General features: G+C 58.2%; 16 protein-coding genes and 1 pseudogene. 9 read left to right on the forward strand and 8 right to left on the reverse strand.

The window, feature by feature from the left end:
• Positions 1-264 precede the first annotated feature (264 nt).
• From LMTR13_RS08120 to LMTR13_RS40405, 4 genes are all read right to left on the reverse strand, one after another.
• A complete protein-coding gene (locus tag LMTR13_RS08120; protein WP_083218867.1) occupies positions 265-1,665 on the reverse strand; it encodes a TRAP transporter large permease in 1,401 nt (466 codons plus the stop codon).
• Between the two features lie 24 nt (positions 1,666-1,689).
• A complete protein-coding gene (locus tag LMTR13_RS08125) occupies positions 1,690-2,223 on the reverse strand; it encodes a TRAP transporter small permease subunit (protein WP_236843447.1) in 534 nt (177 codons plus the stop codon).
• A gap of 212 nt (positions 2,224-2,435) precedes the next feature.
• A complete protein-coding gene (locus LMTR13_RS08130) occupies positions 2,436-3,407 on the reverse strand; it encodes a quinone oxidoreductase family protein (RefSeq protein ID WP_065727439.1) in 972 nt (323 codons plus the stop codon).
• A 205-nt stretch (positions 3,408-3,612) separates the two neighbouring features.
• Positions 3,613-3,954, reverse strand: a complete 342-nt coding sequence (locus tag LMTR13_RS40405; protein WP_156795490.1) for a hypothetical protein — start codon at positions 3,952-3,954, stop codon at positions 3,613-3,615.
• A gap of 98 nt (positions 3,955-4,052) precedes the next feature.
• Between LMTR13_RS40405 and LMTR13_RS08135 the strand changes: the two genes are divergently transcribed.
• A complete protein-coding gene (locus LMTR13_RS08135) occupies positions 4,053-4,769 on the forward strand; it encodes an RraA family protein (RefSeq protein WP_065727440.1) in 717 nt (238 codons plus the stop codon).
• A gap of 389 nt (positions 4,770-5,158) precedes the next feature.
• Here LMTR13_RS08135 and LMTR13_RS08140 read toward each other — a convergent pair whose 3' ends face one another.
• Both LMTR13_RS08140 and LMTR13_RS08145 read right to left on the reverse strand, forming a co-directional pair.
• Entirely contained in the window at positions 5,159-5,620 is a 462-nt protein-coding gene (locus LMTR13_RS08140) for an Lrp/AsnC family transcriptional regulator (protein ID WP_065727441.1), read from the reverse strand.
• Between the two features lie 410 nt (positions 5,621-6,030).
• The gene (locus tag LMTR13_RS08145) at positions 6,031-6,879 is read right to left on the reverse strand and encodes a serine hydrolase domain-containing protein (RefSeq protein WP_197521036.1); all 849 of its coding nucleotides are present in this window, start codon (positions 6,877-6,879) and stop codon (positions 6,031-6,033) included.
• Positions 6,880-7,121: 242 nt separating this feature from the next.
• Here LMTR13_RS08145 and LMTR13_RS08150 point away from each other — a divergent pair, with 242 nt between their 5' ends.
• The 5 genes and pseudogenes from LMTR13_RS08150 to LMTR13_RS08170 all read left to right on the forward strand — a co-directional run bounded on the left by LMTR13_RS08150 (position 7,122) and on the right by LMTR13_RS08170 (position 14,345).
• Positions 7,122-8,378 (forward strand): thiamine pyrophosphate-dependent enzyme, encoded by a 1,257-nt coding sequence (locus tag LMTR13_RS08150; RefSeq protein WP_065727443.1) that lies wholly within the window; start codon positions 7,122-7,124, stop codon positions 8,376-8,378.
• 1 nt (position 8,379) lies between these two features.
• Entirely contained in the window at positions 8,380-9,393 is a 1,014-nt protein-coding gene (locus LMTR13_RS08155; protein ID WP_197521037.1) for an alpha-ketoacid dehydrogenase subunit beta, read from the forward strand.
• A 2-nt stretch (positions 9,394-9,395) separates the two neighbouring features.
• Positions 9,396-10,669: pseudogene (locus LMTR13_RS08160) on the forward strand (dihydrolipoamide acetyltransferase family protein).
• On the forward strand, positions 10,666-12,051 hold the full coding sequence (gene lpdA / locus LMTR13_RS08165; protein ID WP_065727444.1) for a dihydrolipoyl dehydrogenase: 1,386 nt from the start codon (positions 10,666-10,668) through the stop codon (positions 12,049-12,051). Before LMTR13_RS08160 ends, lpdA begins: the two are co-directional and overlap by 4 nt.
• Positions 12,052-12,305: 254 nt before the next feature.
• Positions 12,306-14,345 carry a methyl-accepting chemotaxis protein gene (locus LMTR13_RS08170; protein ID WP_065727445.1) on the forward strand — a complete coding sequence of 680 codons (2,040 nt, stop codon included), beginning with the start codon at positions 12,306-12,308 and terminating at the stop codon, positions 14,343-14,345.
• Positions 14,346-15,808: 1,463 nt separating this feature from the next.
• On the opposite strand, the gene LMTR13_RS08175 is transcribed toward LMTR13_RS08170, so the two are convergent.
• On the reverse strand, positions 15,809-16,228 hold the full coding sequence (locus LMTR13_RS08175) for a PaaI family thioesterase (protein WP_065727446.1): 420 nt from the start codon (positions 16,226-16,228) through the stop codon (positions 15,809-15,811).
• A 1,686-nt stretch (positions 16,229-17,914) separates the two neighbouring features.
• Between LMTR13_RS08175 and LMTR13_RS08185 the strand changes: the two genes are divergently transcribed.
• On the forward strand, positions 17,915-18,637 hold the full coding sequence (locus LMTR13_RS08185; RefSeq protein WP_065727448.1) for an alpha/beta fold hydrolase: 723 nt from the start codon (positions 17,915-17,917) through the stop codon (positions 18,635-18,637).
• Between the two features lie 206 nt (positions 18,638-18,843).
• A complete protein-coding gene (locus LMTR13_RS08190) occupies positions 18,844-19,626 on the forward strand; it encodes an IS5 family transposase (RefSeq protein ID WP_083218869.1) in 783 nt (260 codons plus the stop codon).
• 361 nt (positions 19,627-19,987) lie between these two features.
• Here LMTR13_RS08190 and LMTR13_RS08195 read toward each other — a convergent pair whose 3' ends face one another.
• Complete coding sequence (locus tag LMTR13_RS08195; protein ID WP_083218871.1) at positions 19,988-20,521, reverse strand: winged helix-turn-helix transcriptional regulator; 534 nt, start codon at positions 20,519-20,521, stop codon at positions 19,988-19,990.
• A gap of 192 nt (positions 20,522-20,713) precedes the next feature.
• On the opposite strand from LMTR13_RS08195, the gene LMTR13_RS08200 reads away from it, so the two are divergent.
• A complete protein-coding gene (locus LMTR13_RS08200; RefSeq protein ID WP_065727449.1) occupies positions 20,714-21,877 on the forward strand; it encodes a M20 aminoacylase family protein in 1,164 nt (387 codons plus the stop codon).
• Positions 21,878-21,906 lie beyond the last annotated feature (29 nt).

Genomic DNA, 21,906 nt, shown 5'->3' on the forward strand with positions numbered 1-21,906 from the left:
CGAGCGCAATGCGCCGCCCAAAAGCTTTGGAAGCAGATTTCAGCATCCGTTCGCAATGGCGTGCCGAAAAGCCCATACCATTGTCCAGCCTGGCCTATCGAAACAGCATGGCCGGGGATGGGAACATCAGTGCAGTCTAGGCGCGGCGGTCGGCGTACCCGCGCGGCCGCACACCTGGCGACCGTCTTGCGCCGGGACTTTCAATTGGGCGAGAATGCCGTTGCGCGGATCGGATTGGCTTGCGCCTCTTGGCAAGCGTGGCCGCTACTTGAAGATGGGCGAGAAGGGCTGCTCAGTCATTGGAATGTCGATCGTAATGTTTGTGGTGTCGACTTTCGATTTCGAGAGCCAGTATGTCACGGATTGAGGCCAGCAAATGACGACTAGAACCAGAACGACCTGCATGCCGACCCAGGGCAACGCACCCCAGTAGATGTCCGAGCTTAGCACCTCTTTCGGTGCAATCCCTCGCAGGTAGAACAGGGCGAAACCGAAGGGCGGGTGCATGAACGACGTCTGCATATTGACGCAAAGCAGCACGCCAAACCAAACGAGGTCGATTCCAAGTTTGGCAGCCACAGGTGCGAGCAGCGGGATGATGATGAATGCAATCTCGAAGAAATCGAGAAAGAAAGCCAGAAAGAACACGAAGACATTGACGAACAAGAGAAAGCCGACGGTGCCGCCTGGCAGGTCAGTCAGCAGGTGCTCGATCCAGAGCGAGCCATCCATCCCCTGGAACACCAGGCTGAAGCAGGTTGAGCCGATCAGGATGAAGACAACCATCGAAGTCAGATGCATGGTTGATGTCATTGCCTGCTGGACCAGCGGCCAGGTTAGCCGTCGATGCAGACCTGCCAGCGCCATGGCCCCAATGGCGCCCATGGCGCCAGCCTCCGTTGGGGTCGCCAGGCCTAGTCCAATCGTTCCGAGCACGAGAAAAATGAGGATGATCGAGGGGATCATTCCGCGCAGCACGCGGCCGACCAGTTTCCAGGTCATCGCCTGGTTATCGCTCGCAGGGCGGGGAGGCATGTATTGCGGGCGGACAAGTGATATGAAGGCGATAAAAAGGATGAATATCACGACTTGAAGAATTGAGGGGCCAATGGCTCCCAGATACATGTCCCCGACCGATCGGCCGAGCTGGTCCGCGAGCACGATCAGAACCAGGGAGGGTGGAATGAGCTGCGTAATTGTACCCGATGCTGCAATCACGCCGGTCGCCAGCCTCATGTTGTATCCATATCGGACCATTACCGGGAGGGAGATGACGCCCATCGCTATTACGGAGGCGGCGACTGTTCCCGTTATCGCGCCGAGAACCGCTCCGACAATAATAACGGCGTATGCGAGACCCCCCGGCACCCTGCCGAACAGCTCACCGGTACCCTCGAGCAGATCTTCGGCCAACCCGCAACGCTCCAGCAGCGCTCCCATAAAAGTGAAGAACGGAATCGAGAGCAAGAGCTCGTTCGAGATTATTCCGTAGAATCGAAATGTGAGCGCCTGCATTAACTGCACTTCGAAATGGCCGGTGTAGATTCCAATGAGTCCGAAGAAGAGGCCGACCGCAGCCAGCGAGAATGCAACCGGGAAACCAACCAGCATGAAAAGGATCATCGTGCCGAACATGATCGGCGGCATGACGCCATGTGTAAACATTGGTTGAGTCCGTTTTGAGTGATGCTATTGAGGCGGCGCTTCGTAGCGCATGTCGAGGGTAAGAATGCCGACCGCCGCTGACACGCGCTTCAGTAGCTCCGCTACACCCTGCAAAAGAACCAGGGCGAAGCCGAGCGGCAGCGCCGCCTTCGCGGGCCAGAGAAGCAGGCCGCCGGCGTTGCTGGATTTTTCGAGGGACGTAAATGAAGACCAGAAGAAGGGCCACGCCAGATATGCAAGATAGGCCATGGCCGGAAGCAGAAAGAAGCAAATACCGATAATGTCGACCCACACCCGGTTGCGCTCGGAGAGGCGGGAGTAGATTAAGTCCACGCGTACGTGGCCGTTAATACGAAGCGTCTGCGATGCGCCGAGCAAGACAATCCCGGCAAACATGTACCACTGGATTTCAAGCCAGCCATTCGAACTCAAATTGAGAAGATAGCGTGAGGTCGCGTTTCCAGCGCTAATCAGGCAAGCAACAAGAACGAGCCATCTCGCGATGAAGGCGGCTCCATCTCCAATCAGGTCGACTGCGTGGCAAAACCTGATCGTGATGTTCGCCACTGCCGCTCGTCTAGATGTCATTTGGGTTGATTTCCATTGTGCCGTGGGTTTGGTGCGTTGTGCTTGGCCGGCAAAAAAGTGGAGGCGATACAAACGTCTGCGTAAGCGGCTTGCTCGGAGGCGGGTAGCTGCGTCAATCAGTCCAAAGTACCGGCATCTGTTGGCAGTTGTGATAGATGGAGTCTGTATCGTGCGAGTGCGTTTCAAACCGTCAGGATGGTCGAACCGGTCGTGGTGCGATCCTCCAACGCGGAGTGCGCCTTGGCGGCGTCACTGAGCGCATAGGTCTGATTGATTTCGATATGAATTCGTTTCGATCCGACCATGTCAAAAAGGTCGTTTGCCGAGGCGACGAGGTCGTGGCGCTTCTCAATGTGATGTCGCAGAAGAGGACGGGTGAGATATAGGGACCCACGAAGAGCAAGCTGCATGGGGGCGAGCGGCTCTACAGGGCCGGACGATTGGCCAAACGATACCATCATGCCCCTATAGCGGAGACAATCCAGCGAACGCAGGAAAGTATCTCTGCCGATGGAGTCATAGACGACCGGCAACCGTTTACCCGCTGTGATACGTGAGACTTCAGCAACAAAATCCTGCTCACCATGAATAATGGGGTGATGGCATCCATGCGCGCGGGCCAGTTTCGCCTTTGCAATGCTTGATACCGTTCCTATGACAGTTGCCCCCAATTGGGCAGCCCACTGACAAAGAATGAGCCCGGTCCCCCCTGCAGCGGCATGTACCAGAATGGTGTCGCCGGGCTGAATGGGATATGTTTCCCGCAGTAACATTCGCGCCGTCATACCCTGCAACATCATGCCGGCAGCCTGTTCAAAGGATATCGAGCCGGGCAGCGCTACAACACGGTCGGCGTCGATAATGCGGGTCTCAGCATACGCGCCGAGCTCGCCCGCATATGCAACTCGATCGCCGACCTTGATGTTCTTGACGTTGTTGCCAACGGCTTCGACCGTACCCGCTCCCTCCTGGCCGGGGACAAACGGAAGAGGCACGGGGTACAGCCCCGTTCGGTGATAGACGTCAATGAAGTTCAACCCGATCGCGGCCTGCTTGAGACGGATCTGGCCTGGACCCGGCTTCTCGAGCTCTATCGATTCCCATGATAGGACATCGGGTCCGCCTGTGCGGTGAACCTTCATTGCTCGCGTCATTTTATGAGGCTCTCTAACAGAATTGAAAAGCGAAGCGCGCGACGGCTGAGGTAGCCGGGGGGGTGCTTAGCGGCCTCGCAGGTTCGCGAAAATCAGATAGTGTTGAAGTTACGCTTTTGAAATTTGGAAGTGATCCGCGGAATGCGCGGCGCATGTGGAGCTGCCTTCCGATGAAGTGATGGACTCCGCTGGTGAAGCAAAGAAGCTATGATGAACCTTCTCCGTTCGACATCGAGATGTCGGGGAGAAGCCGCATTGTTGGTGCTGCGCCGCTCCAGCCGCGCGGGTGCGTTTCCGTCGAGTGACTAAGGTAAGGCCAGCGCTTCCCGCCGAAAATCACCGTCTCAAGGATGGCGGAAGAGGCCGGAGAGTCCGGATCGATGACGGTCGTGATCACCGCGAGTGCGCACCAGCGCGCCTTCTGGTGCACACCCGGCCATGATGCAGCTTTCGTGAAGTTGAATATCAAGACTATCTGATATTCGGAAATGTCCGGCCCGGCTAGGGTATGGTGACGGTGATCGTGATTTGGACTCAATGATCCCATGTGGGTCCTGGGTCGGCGCCGAAACCCTGAGTCCCGGATGACGTCTGCATCACGTCGTCACGTCGAATCGAATTGAACAAAACATTTAGGAAGTTCGCATGGGCAGAACAGACTGCGAGAAGCTGACCGAAAGGTTGGGAGGGTTGACCACGCCTCATCTCGCCGACGGGTGTCTTCGATTGGGAGTGCCAATCCGGGTCGGGCCTTCGGCTCTTCAGTCGATTGCGCCGAGTATGCGGTGTGCAGGGCGCGTACGGCCCGTAAGACATCTGGGCAGCATCGACGTGTTCTTCGAATCTCTGGAAGAAGCGAAGCCAGGAGAGGTAATGGTCGTGGATAATGGCGGTCGCCTGGAAGAGGCTTGCATCGGCGATATCGTTGCGCTTGAGGTGCAGGCCGCCGGACTTGCCGGTATGGTAATCTGGGGGCTGCATCGGGACAGCAAGGAACTCTCTGATATCGGTTTCCCGATTTTCAGCATCGGCAGCCTGCCGACTGGCCCGCAGCGGCTGCACGCCAGGCCCGGCGATATCTTCACCCGGGCAACCGTGGGGATGCATACGGTTACTTCAGCCGATTTCGTGGTTGGTGACGCCAACGGCGTGCTGTTTCTTCCGGAAGAGAGGCTGGAGGAGATCGTGACCGCTGCGATCGGGTATCGCGACACGGAAGCGCGGCAACTCAAGAACATGGCGGCTGGCAAGTCGTATCGGGAGCAAAGCCGCTTCAGCGAGTACCGGGCGCGACGTGCCAATGAGCCCGGATATGGGTTTCGTCAACACCTGAAGGCGATCGAAGCGGCAGGCGAGGTGTAGTCCCGTGGATTGGTGCCGGAGCAACCTGGGGGCCACGTTCTGACAATCGTCCCTAACCCGGTTTGGATTATTGGACTGCGAGGTTGTTCTGACGTTGCTACCGTCATTCTGGGTCTGATCGGAAGTTTCCTCCCATGTTTAGGCTCAGCTACTTGCGGGCGGTGAGACAATCACCGCCCGTCCTTTTTGCGGCTGCCTCAAAAAGTCGGGAATCTCGCAGACTGGCCATCCGCGGGTGCGCGCGAAGGGTCGCCATGACGGGTATCGACCTGGTTCGTGCGCCTTGCGCATGGAAGGCCCTGCAGGCCACCGGATCCAGTCGATGAGCGGCTGCCATGAATGGATGCCGGCAGAAGCCGCGGAGCAAGAGTCCCGCTGCTGTGATGGGGTTATGTCGGCGGCGACCAGTTCGACTTTATGCAGCGCAGTGTAAACGATGATCTCGTCTGTCTGATTCCCGGAATCTTGTACAATTTGTGACGAAGGAATTGCTCGTATCCGTCGGCGCCGGCGACGGCAACCTTGATAATGAAGTCATATTCGCCGGTCGTCATGTAGGCCTCCAGTACTTCCGGCAGAGCGGAAATAGTCTGAGAAAATTTTTCGAAGAAGCCATCATCGTGACGGTCCAGGATCACTTCGACCATCACGGTATCAGGCAGGCCCATGCGCTTCTGATTGATGACGGCCGTGTAGCATTCGATATATCCTCGCTCCTCCAGTCGCTTGACGCGCTGCCAACAGCGGCTCGGTGAAAGTCCGACACGGGCGGCGAGATCCGTATTGGACAGGCGGGCATCGCGTTGCAATTCGCGAATGATTTTTCTGTCCATTTCGTCAAGCAACTTCATGGTGTGATCTCTCTGCAACCGCCCGAAAAGGGAAATTCATCATTGGACGATTGCTCGGTGGACGATGGTTCCGGGCCGGGAAAGACGTTTGCTGCTGCAGCCTGACCGCTGGGACCATGAAGATGGATTACCGCGGTGGGAGCTGTGCACTATCCAGGTCGGGCTGGAGATGGGAAAGGGGGCTGGTTCGAATAGATCGAGTGATCGCGTAATCGTTCGGGCAGCGCGCTTGGGCATCTGGTGGAGTGGCAGCCTCTGAATTATTTACGGCCTGGCGGGCTGCAACGCCGAAGAAGCCAGCCGGATTGAGCGTACCGTTGCAATTGCTGTTTCACGGTATCAATAATGCCATACGTCATCTTCTGGAAGTGAGGCGTTGTCATCCGGCGGTGAATCATATTCACCCGACGTCAGGCCAACGCAAGGCGTTCGACCTCGTATTCAGTTATGCTCTCGTCTTCGGCTTGGGCAAACGCAGCAACGGTGCGAGGCGTGCGAAGGTCGTTGAAGTGGTAGACCGCGCTGACGCTTCCAGGGCCCGCACCGGAATGGCCCAACGCAGAACCTGCCGCCGTCATTCGACCGGCCATCAGGCCAAGACCATACCCGGCAATCTGCCACGGGCGCCGTTGGATCGGGCCGCCAATGGCGACGAAGGTCTTCATCTCGGTCAGGAGATGACTCGGCAGCACCTCACCCAGGATCAGCCCGTGCAGAAATCGCGCTGCGTCGCTTGCGGTTCCGACCAGGAGACCATGGTAGACCCAGCCAGGATCGTAACCGCCGGGATTCCCCCACAAGGTCTTGGCGAGATCACCCGCGGTGGCAGCTATGTGCACCGAGGCCAGACCGAGCGCATCAAAAACCAGGTGCTGTAAAGCGCTGCCAATGTTGCGTCCGGTAATGTCTTCAATCTTCCTGCGGACCAAATAGTAGCCGATATTTGAATACCCCCAGTCGTGGCCTGGTTCGAACTCGAGACGGTCGGCCCCGGCATAGTCCAGCAGCTGCATGGCATTCCAGGGCTTTTCGCCGTTCTGAACGGCTGCGCGATAAGCTGGCAGAGCGCCATAATCCGGCACACCCGCCCGATGCTGCAGTAATTGACGGAGAGTGAAGGGGCGGCAGTCGAAAGGTTCATCCAGCGCCAGTCTTCCTTGTGCGACAAGCCGCAAAGCGGCGGCTGCCAGCACAGTCTTGGTGAAACTCCACCAAGGGACGCCCGGTTGCGGGGCGCAATCGACCGAGGCGTCGGTCAATTCGTGCACTCAGGAAGCGTTGTTTCATCCAGCCGAGTCGAGCAGCGAAGACCTGCGACGTCGAAGCCTGATGTCCGTGCCGAAGCGTCTGCGGCCAGGTCGGGCGGAACGCAGACGATTGTTTCTGAAAAACGCGCAGGCACGCCCAACATCGAAAGAACATTTTGGCGCTGGCTGGCTAACCTGGATAAGGTCGCGCGGGTCGCGTGTCCGGCTACATGGTCCTTAAGGAGAAATGTTCAATGCCCCCGGCAGCGGCTGCAGAACAGCCCTCAAGCGACGCCCTCTCGCTGCGTGTTCCCGAACCTCACGGCCGGCCCGGGGACGCGCCGGCCTTTGCGGGGTTGCTCAATTCGCGTGCCGGTAACGTCCGGAGACCGCCGGTCGATGCTCCTGCGCGCGGGATGGAGGATCTCGCGGCCTCGCTCATTCGCGTCCTTGACGATGATGGGCAGGCAGTCGGGCCGTGGTGCCCCGATCTGTCCGACCCGGAGCTGCTGGCGGGTCTCGGGGATATGCTGAAGGTGCGCGCTTTCGACAGCCGAATGCTGATGGCGCAACGCCAGGGCAAGACGTCCTTCTATATGCAATGCACGGGCGAGGAAGCCGTAGCCTGTGCGTTCCAGCGCACGATGCGGCCGGGAGACATGAACTTCCCAACCTATCGGCAGCAGGGATTGCTGATAACGGCCGGATATCCCCTCCTCGACATGATGTGCCAGGTTCTGTCGAATTCAAGGGATCCGCTGAAAGGGCGCCAGTTGCCGGTGATGTACAGCGCCAGGACACACGGCTTTTTCTCGATCTCGGGTAATTTGGGAACCCAGTTCATCCAGGCCGTCGGGTGGAGCATGGCCTCGGCAATCAAAGGAGGTACCGCGATCGCCGCGGCGTGGGTAGGCGATGGCTCAACCGCTGAGTCCGATTTTCATTCCGCGCTGGTTTTCGCATCAACCTATCGCAGCCCCGTAGTCCTGAATATCGTGAACAATCAATGGGCGATATCGACGTTCCAGGGAATCGCGCGAGGGGATGGGCCGACGTTTGCGGCGCGCGGAGTTGGATTCGGAATACCCGCTCTGCTCGTCGATGGAAACGACTTCCTCGCGGTGTACGCGGCAGCCGCGTGGGCGACGGAGCGGGCGCGGCGTAACCTCGGTCCAACGCTGATCGAGCATTTCACCTACCGCTCGGCCGCACACTCCACATCCGACGATCCGGCTGTCTATCGACCGAAGGCAGAGCATGAGGCCTGGCCGCTTGGCGACCCGATCGAACGACTGAAGACGCATCTGATCCTCAAGGGCATTTGGAGCGAAGCGCAACACACCCAGGCGGTTGACGAGATCGAGTCAGAGGTTCTCGGGCTTCAAAAGCAGGCGGAGAGCTTCGGAACCCTACGCGACGGGCCGCCGTTGTCGCCGCGGGAGATGTTTCTGGACGTGTATCACGAGATGCCGCCACACCTTCAGCGTCAACGGCAGCAGGCAGGGTTCTGACGTGACGTCGCGGACGATGATAGAGGCGATCCGTGATGCGCATGACGTCATGATGGAGCGTGAACCGAACCTGGTGGTCTTCGGAGAAGATGTCGGGTTCTTTGGTGGCGTTTTCAGATGCACGAAGGGATTGCAGAAGAAGTTCGGTTCACATCGATGCTTTGATACGCCGATCAGCGAGAACGGTATTGTGGGTGCGGCCGTGGGCATGGCGGCATACGGCTTACGTCCGTGCGTCGAGATCCAGTTCTCCGACTACATGTATCCGGCGTTCGACCAGATCGTTTCCGAGGCAGCCCGCCTTCGTTACAGATCCGCAGGCGATTTCAGTGCGCCGATGACGATCCGCATGCCGGTGGGCGGCGGAATTTACGGTGGCCAGACACATTCCCAAAGTCCCGAGAGCCTGTTCGCACACGTGTGCGGGCTCAAGACGGTCATGCCCTCGAACCCCTACGATAGCAAAGGCTTGTTGATCGCCGCAATTGAGGATGAGGATCCCGTCGTCTTCCTGGAGCCGAAGCGGCTCTATAATGGACCGTTTGATGGTCACCATGACCGGCCCGTGGTGCCATGGTCCTCCCACGCGCTGAGCGAGGTTCCCGACGGATATTACCGCGTGCCGCTGGGCAAGGCCACCGTTCGCCGCGAAGGCGGGGCGGTAACCATCGTGACCTACGGAACCATGGTGCATGTCGCGCTCGCAGCCACTCAGGAAAGTGGCATCGATGCCGAGGTGATCGACTTGAGGAGTCTGGTTCCGCTCGATGAGGAAGCCATCATTGAATCCGTTCGAAAGACCGGCCGCTGCGTCATCGTGCACGAAGCGACCCGCATTTGCGGATTTGGTGCCGAACTGTCCGCCGTCATCCAGGAGAGCTGCTTCTATCACCTCAAGACGCCGATCAGGCGGGTCACGGGCTGGGACACCCCATATCCCCACGCCTTTGAGTGGCAGTACTTTCCCGGCCCTGGCCGGGTTGCCGACGAAATCCGACTTGCGCTGGAGGACTGATTTTGACGGACTATGTAATCAAGGTCCCGGATGTCGGCGAGGGGATTGCGGAAGCCGAAATTGTCGAACTACGCGTTCGGGTCGGCGACATCATTCGGGAGGACGATGTCGTGGCATCGATCATGACGGATAAGGCAACCGTCGAGATTCCGTCGCCGATCGAGGGCGAGGTAACCTGGCTGGGAGGGGGCGTCGGAGAGGTCGTTGCGATCGGTGCACCGTTCATCAAAGTCGCTGGAGCAACGGTCGGAAAAGGCCCCGCAGAAGCCGATGGCCGATCGAGCGCCGTATCTCCGAAGAAGTATCTAGACCGCGGGGATCCGAGGCGGCGATTCGTGACAGCGGTCCGGGGCGCCGGCCCGGCCCGCAACCGAGGCGTCCAGCTGGGCCCAATACCGATGATTCGGGTTTGCCGAAGGCGATCCCAACGGCGTCGCCCTATGTCAGGGCTTACGCGCGCGACCGCGGGGTTGACCTGTCAAAACTTGCTGGCAGCGGACCCTCGGGGCGTATCGTTGTCGAAGACATCGACCGTCAATTCTCGGGCGGCACGGCGCACGGGGATCGCCACACACAGGTTGAACGGATCAGGATTACAGGCCTGAGGCGAAAGATTGCGAGCCGCCTGCAAGGCACCAAGCAGAGAATCCCGCACTTCTCCTATGTCGAAGAAGTCGATGTCAGCGAACTCGAAGCATTGCGTACCATTGCAAACGAACAGGCTGCGGCAGGAACTTCCAGGCTGACACTACTGCCATTCGTTGTTCAAGCGCTGACCGTCGCACTCCATGAATACCCACGATTGAACGCCCGATTTGAGGATGCTGACGAAACACTTGAGGTCCACGCCGGAGTTCACGTCGGAATTGCAACACAGACTTCTGCCGGGCTCATGGTGCCTGTCCTGCGGCATGCAGAAGCCCTTTCGATCCAGGATTGCGCACAAGAAATCAGCCGTCTTGCGAGCGCGGCGAGATCCGGAAAGATTACTCCTGCCGAGCTAACCGGCTCGACGATCACCGTGACGAGTTTGGGCGCGCTTGGCGGTGTGGTGACAACGCCGGTCATCAACTCACCCGAGGTCGCCATTATTGGCGTCAACAAGATTGCGACACGCCCCCTGTGGCAGAACAATGCATTTCAGCCCCGCAAGGTCATGAACCTGTCGTCGTCCTTTGATCACCGGATTATCGATGGCTGGGATGCCGCCGCATTTATCCAGCGACTCCGGGTTCTTTTGGAGCATCCTGCCCTCATGTTCATGGGCCGCTCGTGACCCGGCTAACCTGCGAGGTTCTCGTCATCGGAGCCGGTCCGGGCGGCTATGTCTGCGCTATTCGTGCCGGGCAGCTTGGGCTCGATACCATCATTGTCGAAAAGGATAGCCTGGGCGGCACGTGCCTGAACGTTGGCTGCATTCCTTCCAAGGCGCTCATACATGCCGCCGAGGAATATCGAAGAGCGGCTGACGTTTCCACCGTCACGGAGACCGGACTTACGGTCGGTGAAGTTGCAATCGATTTGGCCAGGACGATGTCCTGGAAGGACGGAATCGTCAGGCGCCTGAATGGGGGCGTTGCCGCGTTATTGCGCAGAGCCAAGGTGAGGGTCCTGAATGGCTCGGCAAGGCTCCTGGATGGCAAGTCCTGCGCCGTGGCGACTGCCAGCAAAACCCTGGAGATCAGCGCCGAACATATCGTGATTGCGACCGGATCCGAGCCGGTGGAGTTGGCGCAATTGCCGTTCGGCGGACGTGTCGTCTCCTCGACGGAGATTGTTTCGCTCAAAGCGATTCCTCGAAGCATGGTCGTGATTGGTGCAGGTTACATTGGCGTCGAACTGGGTATGGCTTACGCCAAACTTGGCACCAGCGTGACGTTACTGGAAGCTGCACCGCAGCTGCTCTCGAATTATGATCCCGAGCTTGTTCGTCCCGTCGCTTCGAGATTTTCCGAATTGGGAGGCAAGCTCATCCTCGGAGGGAGTGCCGAGGGGATGGGCCCGGACGAGAGGACGCTGCAGGTAAGAATGAGTTCCGGCGAACAAATCGCCCTGGAGGCGGACGTGTTCCTGGTCAGTGCGGGTCGAAAGGCACGGCTCGATGGTTTCGGTCTGAATCAGCTGGATCTCATGCGAGCCGGGAGTTATCTCGCGATCGACGAGCAATGTCGGACCTCAATGCGGCACGTATGGGCCGTCGGCGACGTCACCGGCGAGCCAATGCTCGCTCATCGTGCGATGGCGCAGGGCAAGGTAGTGGCTGAAGCGATCGCCGGGTCCAAACGCCGTTTCGAGCCGACCTGCATACCGGCTGTTTGCTACGCAGATCCCGAAATCGTAACAGTCGGCTTGAATCCAAGTGAAGCCCCAGCCGGATCCAAAACTGCCAAGTTTCCGTTTGCAGCAAACGGGAGATCGCTGACGTCGGGATCGGAAACCGGCTTTATCCGCATCGTCTACGGCGAAGTCGACCACCGGGTTCTCGGAATTCAGGCGGTCGGAAACGGTGTTGCCGAACTCTCCGCCGCCTTCGCGCTCTGCATCGAAATGAGATGCCGGATTGAGGATGTTGCCCTCACAATTCACGCACATCCGACGCTCGGGGAGGCGTTTCAGGAAGCGGCGCTGCTCGCATCAGGTGACGGCTTGCACGGCTAACGCCATGTCGCGCATGCCTGGCGAGAAAGATTGTTCAAATAATTATTGGTGCGAGGAAACCAGCACAAAAGAAGGCGTTTGGGACGCTCACAAGAACGTTTGACTCCTCTTTCGCGGATACGAAGTGCTTTCTTTTGTCCATGAAGACCACGGTGTGTTGGTCGACCAATGGTGCCGGCGCTCGTTTTACTCTCTCTTATTTTTTCTTGCGTAGGTCATCAATCCAGGATCTGGACCGATATTTGGATGTGCAGATGGCTATCATCGACAGAATTGCTCCGCGCCGCATCTTCTCTGCCGTGCGTCTTGGATTTCGCGGCAAGGTGACACTGGGATTCGCCGTTGTCGTCGTGATCTCCGCACTCAGCATGGAGGTCGCATACCTGGCCTTTTCAAGAATCGCCGTGGCAGTTTCCTCCAATGGCGAAGTCAGCGTCGACTCCGAACTCGTCAGCAGTATCGATCGGGATCTGGTATCGTATCAGGGGCTGGTTCGCTACTTCGCCGTAACCGGTAAGGACGCCGACGCCGATGCCGCCCTTCGGGCGGAAGAAAGACTCGCGACCGCCATGGAAAAGGCCCGGACTGCCGCTTCGCTTCAGACGAGGTTGGGGCAGGTAGAGAATCTGGCGCAAAAATTCGGCCAGTTCCGGAAAAAATTTGCCGATTTGCTGCAGGCCCAGCGCAATATCGCTTCACTTTCTTCAAAGATCCGGGCGACGACCGCTAACACCCGCAAACAGAACGAGGAACTCCTCGCCAACGCGGCGATAGCCGGCGTCGCTCCGGTGGAATTTGGCGCAAGGCAGTTCGGAAAACAGTTCGCTGAAGTATCAGCCCTTGCGAATGCCTTTATTGCCAAGCCGGATTTCTCGATTTCCGAGATGGTCAAGTCACGGCTCGCCGAACTGGATGAAAATCTGGGAGCGGCGTCAACAGGTGATGAGGATATCCAGGGGAAAGTCCGGGAAACGAAAGCGTCGCTTTCGTCTTATGCCGGCTCTTTTTCGGCGCTGGTACGGGAATCCCAATTGATTCTGGATCTCGTCGGGGCGACAGGCAAGCTTGCCGAGCAGATCACTTTCGAAGCACTTGCGCTTAAGTCTGACCTTTCGGTGGATCAGCGAAGTCTTGAGAACCTGACCGCTTCCATCGTGGCTGAAACCAAGACTCTGGTCGCGCTGCTGGGTTTCGGAGGTCTGTTATTGGGCGCAGTCTTGGCTTGGGGAATCGGACGAGGGATAGCCAGGCCCATGATCCTGATGTGCGCCGCCATGCGCGACCTGGCGGCTGGAAACCTTGATCGCGTCCTGCCCGGTCTTGGGCGCAGCGATGAGATCGGTGAAATGGCCGCGGCGGTCGAGATGTTCAAGGAGGAAGCTCTCAGGAAAGCCGCGCGGGACACTGCCGAACGGGAGCAGCGGCAGATCGCAGATCGCGAGGCGCGGCAGAAAGAGTTTGTCGGCTTTGCCGACAGGTTCGAGACCGCCGTAGGTTCAATTGTTAGCAGCGTATCTTCCTCTGCCGAAGAGCTCCAGGCCTTCGCGGGAAAATTGCAGAGAAACGCCGCATCGGCGCAACAATTGTCTGGCCGGGTAGCTGGAGCATCCGAGCAGGCATCGTCGAATGTGAAATCTGTTGCGGCAGCGACAGAAGAGCTGTCGATGTCGGTAAATGAAATCAGGCAGCGGGTTCGGGAGTCGAACGGGATTGCAAGCGGCGCGGTGGATCAGGCGCGGCACACGGACGTCGAGATGAGAAGGCTGGCCGAGGCCGCGCAGCGAATTGGCGATGTCGTCAAGCTTATTGCAGAGATCTCCGATCAAACGAATCTACTCGCGCTGAATGCAACGATTGAGGCGGCCCGCGCGGGGGAGGCGGGACGAGGGTTTGCGGTCGTCGCGGCTGAAGTAAAGTCCCTGGCGAGTCAGACCTCAAAGGCGACGCATGAGATCGCGGCCCAGGTGATTGGAATACAGGGTGCGACGCAAAGCTCTGTCGGCGCGATCAAGGACATCGGCTCGACGATAGAACGGATTTCCGCAATTTCGTTGGCCATAACCGCCGCGATGGATCAGCAAAGCGCCGCCTCGGAGGAGATTGCGCGAAATATTCAGCATGTTGCGGTCGGCACGCGGGCAGTAACCGACGATATCCATGGTGTAAACGAGGCAGCAGTGGAAACGGGGGCGGCGTCTGAGCATGTGCTCGGTTCAGCGAAGTCTCTGGCTCGCGAGGGAGCTCAGCTGCGTGGAGAACTCGAACGGTTCATGGAGAGTGTTCGGACAACCTAAACCTGACTGTCGGAGCCCGCGCGGACGTCAATTTGCCGCGCTCAGAAATGACGCCGTTCTGAAGAATTAGGAACCGTCACGCTATGTCTGGGTGGACCGACGACGAACCGATGAGGACGCTTGCAGGGACACTGGCAACATCAAGTCGTCAGTCGGCACGTACGAAGAGCGGCCGGCTACCACCGAATATAGCAATCATATTGCGAGTCGTCGCTCTTCGCGCATGTTGCGCTCATGGCGATGGTCTTGACCGATATCGTCCACCTGGCGGTAGGTTAATTCCCTCATTGGGCGGTTGTGGATGCGCTGTTGCCGAGCATCGCGCCGCCACCCGATCGCGATTCGTGTCCAAGATAAGAGCATTCTTCTGATGCGTGGATCATTCATAGTGTCGAGCCGTCCTTCAGCAACCGAGAACTGGAAGCTATTGCACGCATCTTCTGGCCCGGCTCCTGAATTCTGCCAGGGGAGCGATTGGTTCGTGGCAGCTGTCCGAGCGGAAAATGTATTCAGCGCCGCGGCACCGTACGCAACGGAGCAGGTCAATTGGCTGTCGATCGTGCGTCCATCGTCCGGAAGGCCCCGACCCGCTCACCGGTCGGCTCATCGTTCCTCAGTCATTCAAGGACGTCGATGTGCTGCCCGGTGCAATCACAATCTAGGAGCGGCACGGGGCCAAGGTTTACGTCGACAAGAAGGACGAAACACTTCCGTCTACCACCAATCGGGAAACGGCCGCGATTCTTCGCAGTCGGATCAAGCAATGCAGCAAGTTCATCCTGCTTACCACGATCAATTCGAAGGACAGTCGCTGGGTCCCGTGGGAGCTCGGGCTTGCCGACGGCTTTCGCCAAATGCTCAATGTTGCGATCTTTCCTGGCGTGGACAGCGCCTGGTCTGGAACCAGGAGACCAACACCGCGACCGAACTCGCGACCTGGCTGCGGCGCTAGTGGCGGCAGTCGCAGCCATACCGCGCGCCATTAACGTCGCCAAATCGGAGGTGCTTCTCGCCCCCGCTTATAGTTGCAGCATCGCGTCGCGGCTTCATCTTCATCGGCCATGCTGCGCCAAATCTACGCCAATGCACGTTTGAACCCGCAGCGTTGCAGCGGTCTGAATCCTTACCGCAGGCTCGAAGCCGATTGCGACAATCGCTAGAAGCGATCCGGGACGGAGCGAGCAGTGTGTTTGCCTCCAGATCCGCATGCCAGCGAGTATCGTTCCAAGCTGAAACAAGAGGGGTTGTCGACTGGTCGGAAATCTGTTTTTCTCGCACCACGATCCGCTGTATACGCGCGGCGTCGCCGGTTTGCAGCGCCGGCTGGCCCGAGCTGTTGTCGACGATCCGGTACTCCGCGCCGGGCTCGGCTTGCAGCCGCACCATAGCCAGACATTCAAGCTATCGAGCGATCCGACCTGGTGTGGCGAACTTTCGACTCACGTGACTAGGGCTTGCGCGCGTTAGTCCGTCGTTTTCACGACGCTGAATGTGCCGCTGGCCCGCGCACATCGCACACCATCGGCAGTAACAACGCATTGCGCGAAGCAGAGGCTCCTGCCGACTTTGATGACGTCGGTTTCGATCGCAATCCATTGCCCGATCTTTGCCGAGCTGATGAAATCGATCGAAAGGCTGGCGGTTAACAACCGTGTTTTGCCGTCCCGCTTCATGCCGCAACTCAATCCCATCGCGTTGTCGGCGAGCGTCGTGATGAAGCCGCCATGGGCGAGGCCGCGCGAGTTGGTGTGCGGCTCCGCCAGCCGCACGCCGAGAATGACAGCGTCTGGCGTCCTCTTGTAGTAGATCGGCTCCCAGGGTGCCGTGAGCGGGCTTGGCCGAACGTGAGGCTCGAAGCCTTCGGGAATATGGGTAGCGGTCATGCATGGCTCTCATTGGTTGTCGGCGGGCTTCGCTATGGAACGCGATCACCGTGCGCAACTACAAAGTTTTAAACGAGATTTCAGCATCCGTTTTTCTATAAGGTCGCGATGTTCTCAGGCGCCATCCGCCTCCGGCTGCCCGATCGACAATTGTCGGTTGCAGCCCGAACGGCTCCGGCGTGACGCCCCGAATCCAGAGCTCCATCCGATCGACAGCGACTTCGATGAATGCCGCGTTCGCACGATCGGTTTCGGTCGCGAAATGGACATCATATCCCTTCTTCCAAAGTCGAGTGACATCTGACGTTTCGTTGATCAAAGTCGCCAAACCGTCGAGAGCGGCGAAAGCCTGGTCAGAAGAAATGTGAGTTTCACGGCTGGGATATCGGACACTTTGCGGGAGCGGCCGTCCGTCAGGAAAAGAATCTTCCAGCTGTTCCGGTCGGCGGTCGGTAGCACGCGCCCCATTGGACGCGCGTTGGCGCCTCCGGCCTCTGATAGGGTTATTAGCCAGCAATCTGGCGCGCTTCGGATCAGATTTTCGGCAGCCGCGAGGAGCCGGCTGACTTCCCCATTCCGGAGTTCGTCTTCAGCGGGCGGCATGAGAAGACCCTCCGGCTAGCGGTCTAGCATCTCTTTCGGCTCGGCGCGCACGGACGGAGCTGTGGAGCCGGGACGTTGCCGACGAGAAAAGATCGAAGACCGCGCAAAACCGCCGTCGGCGACCCGAATGACTTCGCGAATGATGTGAAAGCATTGAGGGATTCTCAAAATCTCGAACGATGAAACGTTTGGTTGGCAACATCAAACCGCCGGCATCGATGGGGTGCCGACGAAAAGCACGCGGCCTTCACCGAATGTAGTCTGGCGAGTTTCCGCTCTTCGCGCGTTGTGCTCCGACGATGACCTAGACCGATATCGTCCAACTGGCGTTGGGACAGGTCCCCCCATCGCGCGATTGTGCATGCGCTGCTGTCGAGTGCCGCGCCACCAACAGATCGCAATTCGTGTCCGAGGCGCGAGTACTCTTCTGACATACGGATAGTGCATAACGCAGAAAAGTCCTTCAGCGATCGACTTCCGATAGCTATCGAATCTATCGTCACACCCGTCTCAACGATTCATGACGCCAGGATGGCTATCGCGCAGCCGGTCCGTCGGCTGCATGAACGGTAAAAGTGGTGGGCATCGGTGGTTCGTTGCTGATAGAATGTTTTGCGTCGATCCGTTGCCAGTGCTTGCTTCATCCGTAAAATAGCAAGACAGACAAGAACCGAACATCGAATTATTCGCAAGACGAGGTTCATCAAACCGGAATGCTGGAGGCCAGTGGCAGTGTAGCGCGAGCTTCTCTTTGGTTGCGCCTCCAGGATTTTAACCCAGTTGAATCTTGGACCGACCAGAAAACCAAAATTGCGCGCCGCTTGACGACTGAGCCGCCGAAAGCGCGCTCCCGTGCGATTTTCCGCGATATTGTTTGCTCGCCGCCGATATCGGAGCTAGGCCGTGAACCCATAAATCTGCCAGCGCACGGCTTGCCAGAGTCCGCTATGCCTCGATAGCGACCAAATTCTGCAGCGCAGCTAAATGACGCGAAGGGCCAATACCTGACACGACTTTACGTCGCCGCAATGTCGGTTAGACTGCGGTCCTCGCGCCGGTTTGTGACTTTATCCAAGAGCAACAATGACATCTTCAACTCCGCGGACTTTCGTTCTTGTGCATGGCGCAGGACATGGCAGTTGGTCTTGGAAACGTGTTCGACGATTGCTCGCTGTCAAAGGGCATGAGGTGCTGACTCCAACGCTTACAGGCGTCGGTGAACGTTCCCATTTGTTGAGTAAAGGCATCACTCTTCACACTCACATAGCCGATGTCGTGAATCTTTTTCGATGGGAAGACATAAGTGATGCCGTACTAGTCGGACACTCCTATGCTGGTTGGGTCATCACGGGAGCAACGGAGCACATCGGCGAGCGTCTCTCCGGGATCGTCTACCTCGACGCTTTTCTGCCAGAAGACGGCCAGCGGCCATATGACGTTTTGCCAGAAATGCAACAGACCGCGATCGCGGCTGCGTTGAACCGGGGTGACGTAGCAAGACCCGGCGCTACCAGTGCGCTGCTGAGGATCCAAAGCTCTGACGATGCGGCGTGGGTGGACCAAAAAATGACGCCGCATCCCGTAGCCGTAACGATGGATAGAATCAAATTGACAGGAGCCGTCGAACGAATTGGGAAAAAACTTTTCGTTCGCACACCGCAATTCGCGAGCCCGGCATACGACGCCGCACTTGAGCGATGCAAAAACACCAGGGGCTGGCGAACTACAGTCCTTCACAACTGTGGTCACGACCCGCACATCGACTGCCCCGAAGTAGTAAGTGATTTGCTGGAAGAGATGCTTTGAGAACGGCCTACGCTCGGCAGACTACCCTTCGAAGTCCGCTTCGGGTCAATCGCGACTTGGGCGAGCCGGCAGCGAGTCCGGTCACGTCCGCTGCGCCGCCGAAAGCGGAAGTCAATTCAGAGCATTAGCGACATGGTGACGGGGGCATTGCGGGTTGATGGCGCTGCCCAAGACGTGATTCAAGCTCCGAACCGGAGCCTCGAATCATGCGCTACGAACTCAACGACTATGAATGGACCGCCATCAAACCTATGCTGCCGGACAAACCGCGTGGTGTTCGGCGTGTAAATGACCGTCGCGTGCTCAATGGCATCTTTTGGGTCCTGCGTTCAGGTGCGCCATGGCGCGACCTGCCGGAGAACTACGGTCCCCGCACCACCTGTTACAATCGCTTCGTTCGGTGGCGACGGGCTGGCGTCTGGGACCACATCATGGACGCACTGGCTGCCGGTCATGACGCGGCGGTGCAAATGATCGATACCTCCATCGTGCGCGTGCATCAGCACGGAGCCTGTATCGCGGACAACAATCAGGAAGATATGGGTCGCTCACGAGGTGGCCTGACCAGCAAGATTCACGCGGTGGTGGACACCAATGGCCTGCCGGTCCATCTCGCCCTCACGCCCGGTGAGGCGCATGACAACCGGCTGTGTTCGGTTCTGCTCAGCGCATTGCTTCCCAAGACGATGCTGCTCGCGGATCGCGGCTACGACGCCGACTGGATCAGGGAGCTTGCCCGCCAGCAAGGAGCATGGGCGGCCATTCCGCCGAAACGAAATCGCAAAGACCCGATCTGCTTCAGTCCGTATCGGTATCGCGCACGCAATTTGATCGAACGATTCTTCAACAAGATCAAGCAATGTCGGCGTGTCGCGACCCGATACGACAAACTCGCAGCCAACTATCTTGCGTTCGTCAAACTCGCATCAATCCGAATTTGGCTGCGTGCATGCCCTAGTGGCCTTCCAACACTTTCATTGTGCGCGTAAGACCTGAGCTTGCCCAGTCACTCGCGTACCGCATCAAGCGGATGATTGAAGAACGTAGCGTAAGTTGGTCTGGTGTGGGGAAAGGCGGTAGCGCTCCCCCGCTACCACGGGCCACGATTGTGCACGCCAACTACGATTTCGTACGATTTGCTACGCTCGATGGTAGCACCAAGAGCCGGTCGACGCTCAAAGCCGATGCCGACGGCGCCTTGGCCGGTCAGAGGGCCACTCTGATTGTAGATGTGCTCCGGCCCTAGAAAATGCCCCCCGCCACGCGCATCCGCGGCGTAGGCCTTTGGCGTTGGCAAACGCCTCCGTGTCTCTGCCAGGTGCGAGCGCATCGTCGGCACACCGAGCGCGGTTACGTTCGACGACGCGCTCCGGCGCGGCCTCTGCGGACCATGACCTGTGGTTCGCTGGCATCGGGCGATTTGAGCGATTGAAGGGTTCCCTGAACAGCCCTGACCACGGTGTCCATCGGGCCGAGCACGCGTCTGTCCTGAGATCGAACTTCGAGCTTGCGCACTGGCAGGCCATATTTGCGGTCGAGAAGCAACACGTGGCTCTCGCCGGGTGTGAAGAAGAAGTCTTCACCCCATTGTCGTAGTGCGACCAGCACGGGAAATAACCCGCGTCCCTTCTCGGTCAACACGTACTCCTGATAGGAGCTGCCGTCTGTGGCAGGTACCATCTCGAGAATCCCGTGTTCAACGAGATTGCGCAACCGTACAGCCAGAATATTCCTGGCCACACCGAGGTTCTTCTGGAACTCGCCAAATCGCCGAAGCCCCTCAAAGGCATCGCGGATGATTAGCATCGACCACCAATCGCCGATTGCATCCAATGGGCGTGCGACCGGGCACTTTGCCCGCCTGTGGCTGGTTCGTTTGACCATGTGTCACTCTTCGTTAGCAAATAGCATAACTGCTTGCATATTGAAATCAATATCCTCAACAGTAATGCCTATTAAAGTGGAAGAACTGCCCCAGCTCACATCAGCAAATGCTGCGATAACTAATCAAGCCATTGCAAACCGTGACTGCTTCTGCTATCTCCAAGGAAGTTGCAAATTAAAACTGGTCGGAAGATGCGGGCGCTAAGCAGAATCAGAGAATTTGAACAGACAATGATTGGCTGGCGGCATGACTTGCACATGCATCCGGAGATCGGATTCGAGGAGCATCGCACCTCGGAATTCATTGCGCGAACACTTGCTGGATTTGGGTTGGAGGTCCATCGCAACATCGGCAAAACCGGAGTCGTCGGCCGTCTGGCAGTTGGCGATTCCAGGCGGTCAATCGGGCTTCGCGCCGATATGGACGCGCTACCGATTGAGGAGATCAATCAATTCAGCCACCGTTCGACGGTTCCCGGCCGCATGCATGCCTGCGGTCATGACGGCCATGTCGCGAGTCTGCTCGGGGCCGCGCGGTATCTTTCGGAGGCGCGTCAATTCAACGGTGTCGTCCATTTCATCTTCCAGCCTGCGGAAGAGGGCCTCGGCGGAGCCAACGCCATGCTGGCGGACGGGTTGTTCGAACGCTTTCCCTGCGATGTGGTATTTGGCTTCCACAATGCGCCGGCGCTTCCTATTGGTAAGTTCAGCATTCGCGGCGGCGTCATGATGGCTGGTGGCGCGTTCTTTGATATCACAGTGAAGGGTAAGGGTGCGCATGGCGCTCATCCCGAGCAAAGCGTCGATCCTGTGCTCACCGCCAGTCATGTCGTCACGGCGTTGCAGTCGATTGCATCGCGCAACGTGGCCGCCGTTGATGCAGCGGTGGTTAGCGTGACCAAGATTGAGGCCGGCGATGCCTACAATGTAGTTCCCAATCAAGCGGTCATTAGCGGCACTGCACGCTGGTTCAAGCCGGAAGTGCTCGATGTCATAAAGGCTAATTTGCGAAGGATCGCCGTAGGAGTCGCCGAAGGCTTCGGCGCTTCAGCATTGGTTGATTTTCGCGTGATCTTTGTCCCGCTGGTGAACACGCAAGGAGAAGCGGCGTTCGCTGCCGACGTCGCCGCCGAGATCGCCGGCGAAGCGAACGTCGACCGTGCTCGTAGCTTGATGATGGGCTCAGAAGATTTCTCGTTCATGCTGGAAAAGGTGCCCGGCGCCTACATCAACGTCGGCAATGGCGAAAGTGCCGGTCTGCATAATCCGGGTTATGACTTCAATGACGAGGCGTTACCTTACGCGGCGACGATTTACGCAAGGTTGGTTGAGCGGAAGCTCGCTACTAACAGTTAAAGTCTGAAAGCACTATCTAGCGAGCGCGA

Source organism: Bradyrhizobium icense, from assembly GCF_001693385.1.
GTDB lineage: Bacteria > Pseudomonadota > Alphaproteobacteria > Rhizobiales > Xanthobacteraceae > Bradyrhizobium > Bradyrhizobium icense.

Excerpts from the sequence above, each read along its gene's own strand:
- LMTR13_RS08130 (WP_065727439.1), bottom strand. The coding sequence starts at position 3,407 with ATGACGCGAGCAATGAAGGTTCACCGCACAGGCGGACCCGATGTCCTA.
- LMTR13_RS40405 (WP_156795490.1), bottom strand. The coding sequence starts at position 3,954 with ATGGGATCATTGAGTCCAAATCACGATCACCGTCACCATACCCTAGCC.
- LMTR13_RS08200 (WP_065727449.1), top strand. The coding sequence starts at position 20,714 with ATGCGGGCGCTAAGCAGAATCAGAGAATTTGAACAGACAATGATTGGC.
- LMTR13_RS08150 (WP_065727443.1), top strand. The coding sequence starts at position 7,122 with ATGCCCCCGGCAGCGGCTGCAGAACAGCCCTCAAGCGACGCCCTCTCG.
- LMTR13_RS08135 (WP_065727440.1), top strand. The coding sequence starts at position 4,053 with ATGGGCAGAACAGACTGCGAGAAGCTGACCGAAAGGTTGGGAGGGTTG.
- LMTR13_RS08120 (WP_083218867.1), bottom strand. The coding sequence starts at position 1,665 with ATGTTTACACATGGCGTCATGCCGCCGATCATGTTCGGCACGATGATC.
- LMTR13_RS08140 (WP_065727441.1), bottom strand. The coding sequence starts at position 5,620 with ATGAAGTTGCTTGACGAAATGGACAGAAAAATCATTCGCGAATTGCAA.
- LMTR13_RS08190 (WP_083218869.1), top strand. The coding sequence starts at position 18,844 with ATGCGCTACGAACTCAACGACTATGAATGGACCGCCATCAAACCTATG.
- LMTR13_RS08185 (WP_065727448.1), top strand. The coding sequence starts at position 17,915 with ATGACATCTTCAACTCCGCGGACTTTCGTTCTTGTGCATGGCGCAGGA.
- LMTR13_RS08170 (WP_065727445.1), top strand. The coding sequence starts at position 12,306 with ATGGCTATCATCGACAGAATTGCTCCGCGCCGCATCTTCTCTGCCGTG.
- LMTR13_RS08175 (WP_065727446.1), bottom strand. The coding sequence starts at position 16,228 with ATGACCGCTACCCATATTCCCGAAGGCTTCGAGCCTCACGTTCGGCCA.
- LMTR13_RS08195 (WP_083218871.1), bottom strand. The coding sequence starts at position 20,521 with ATGGTCAAACGAACCAGCCACAGGCGGGCAAAGTGCCCGGTCGCACGC.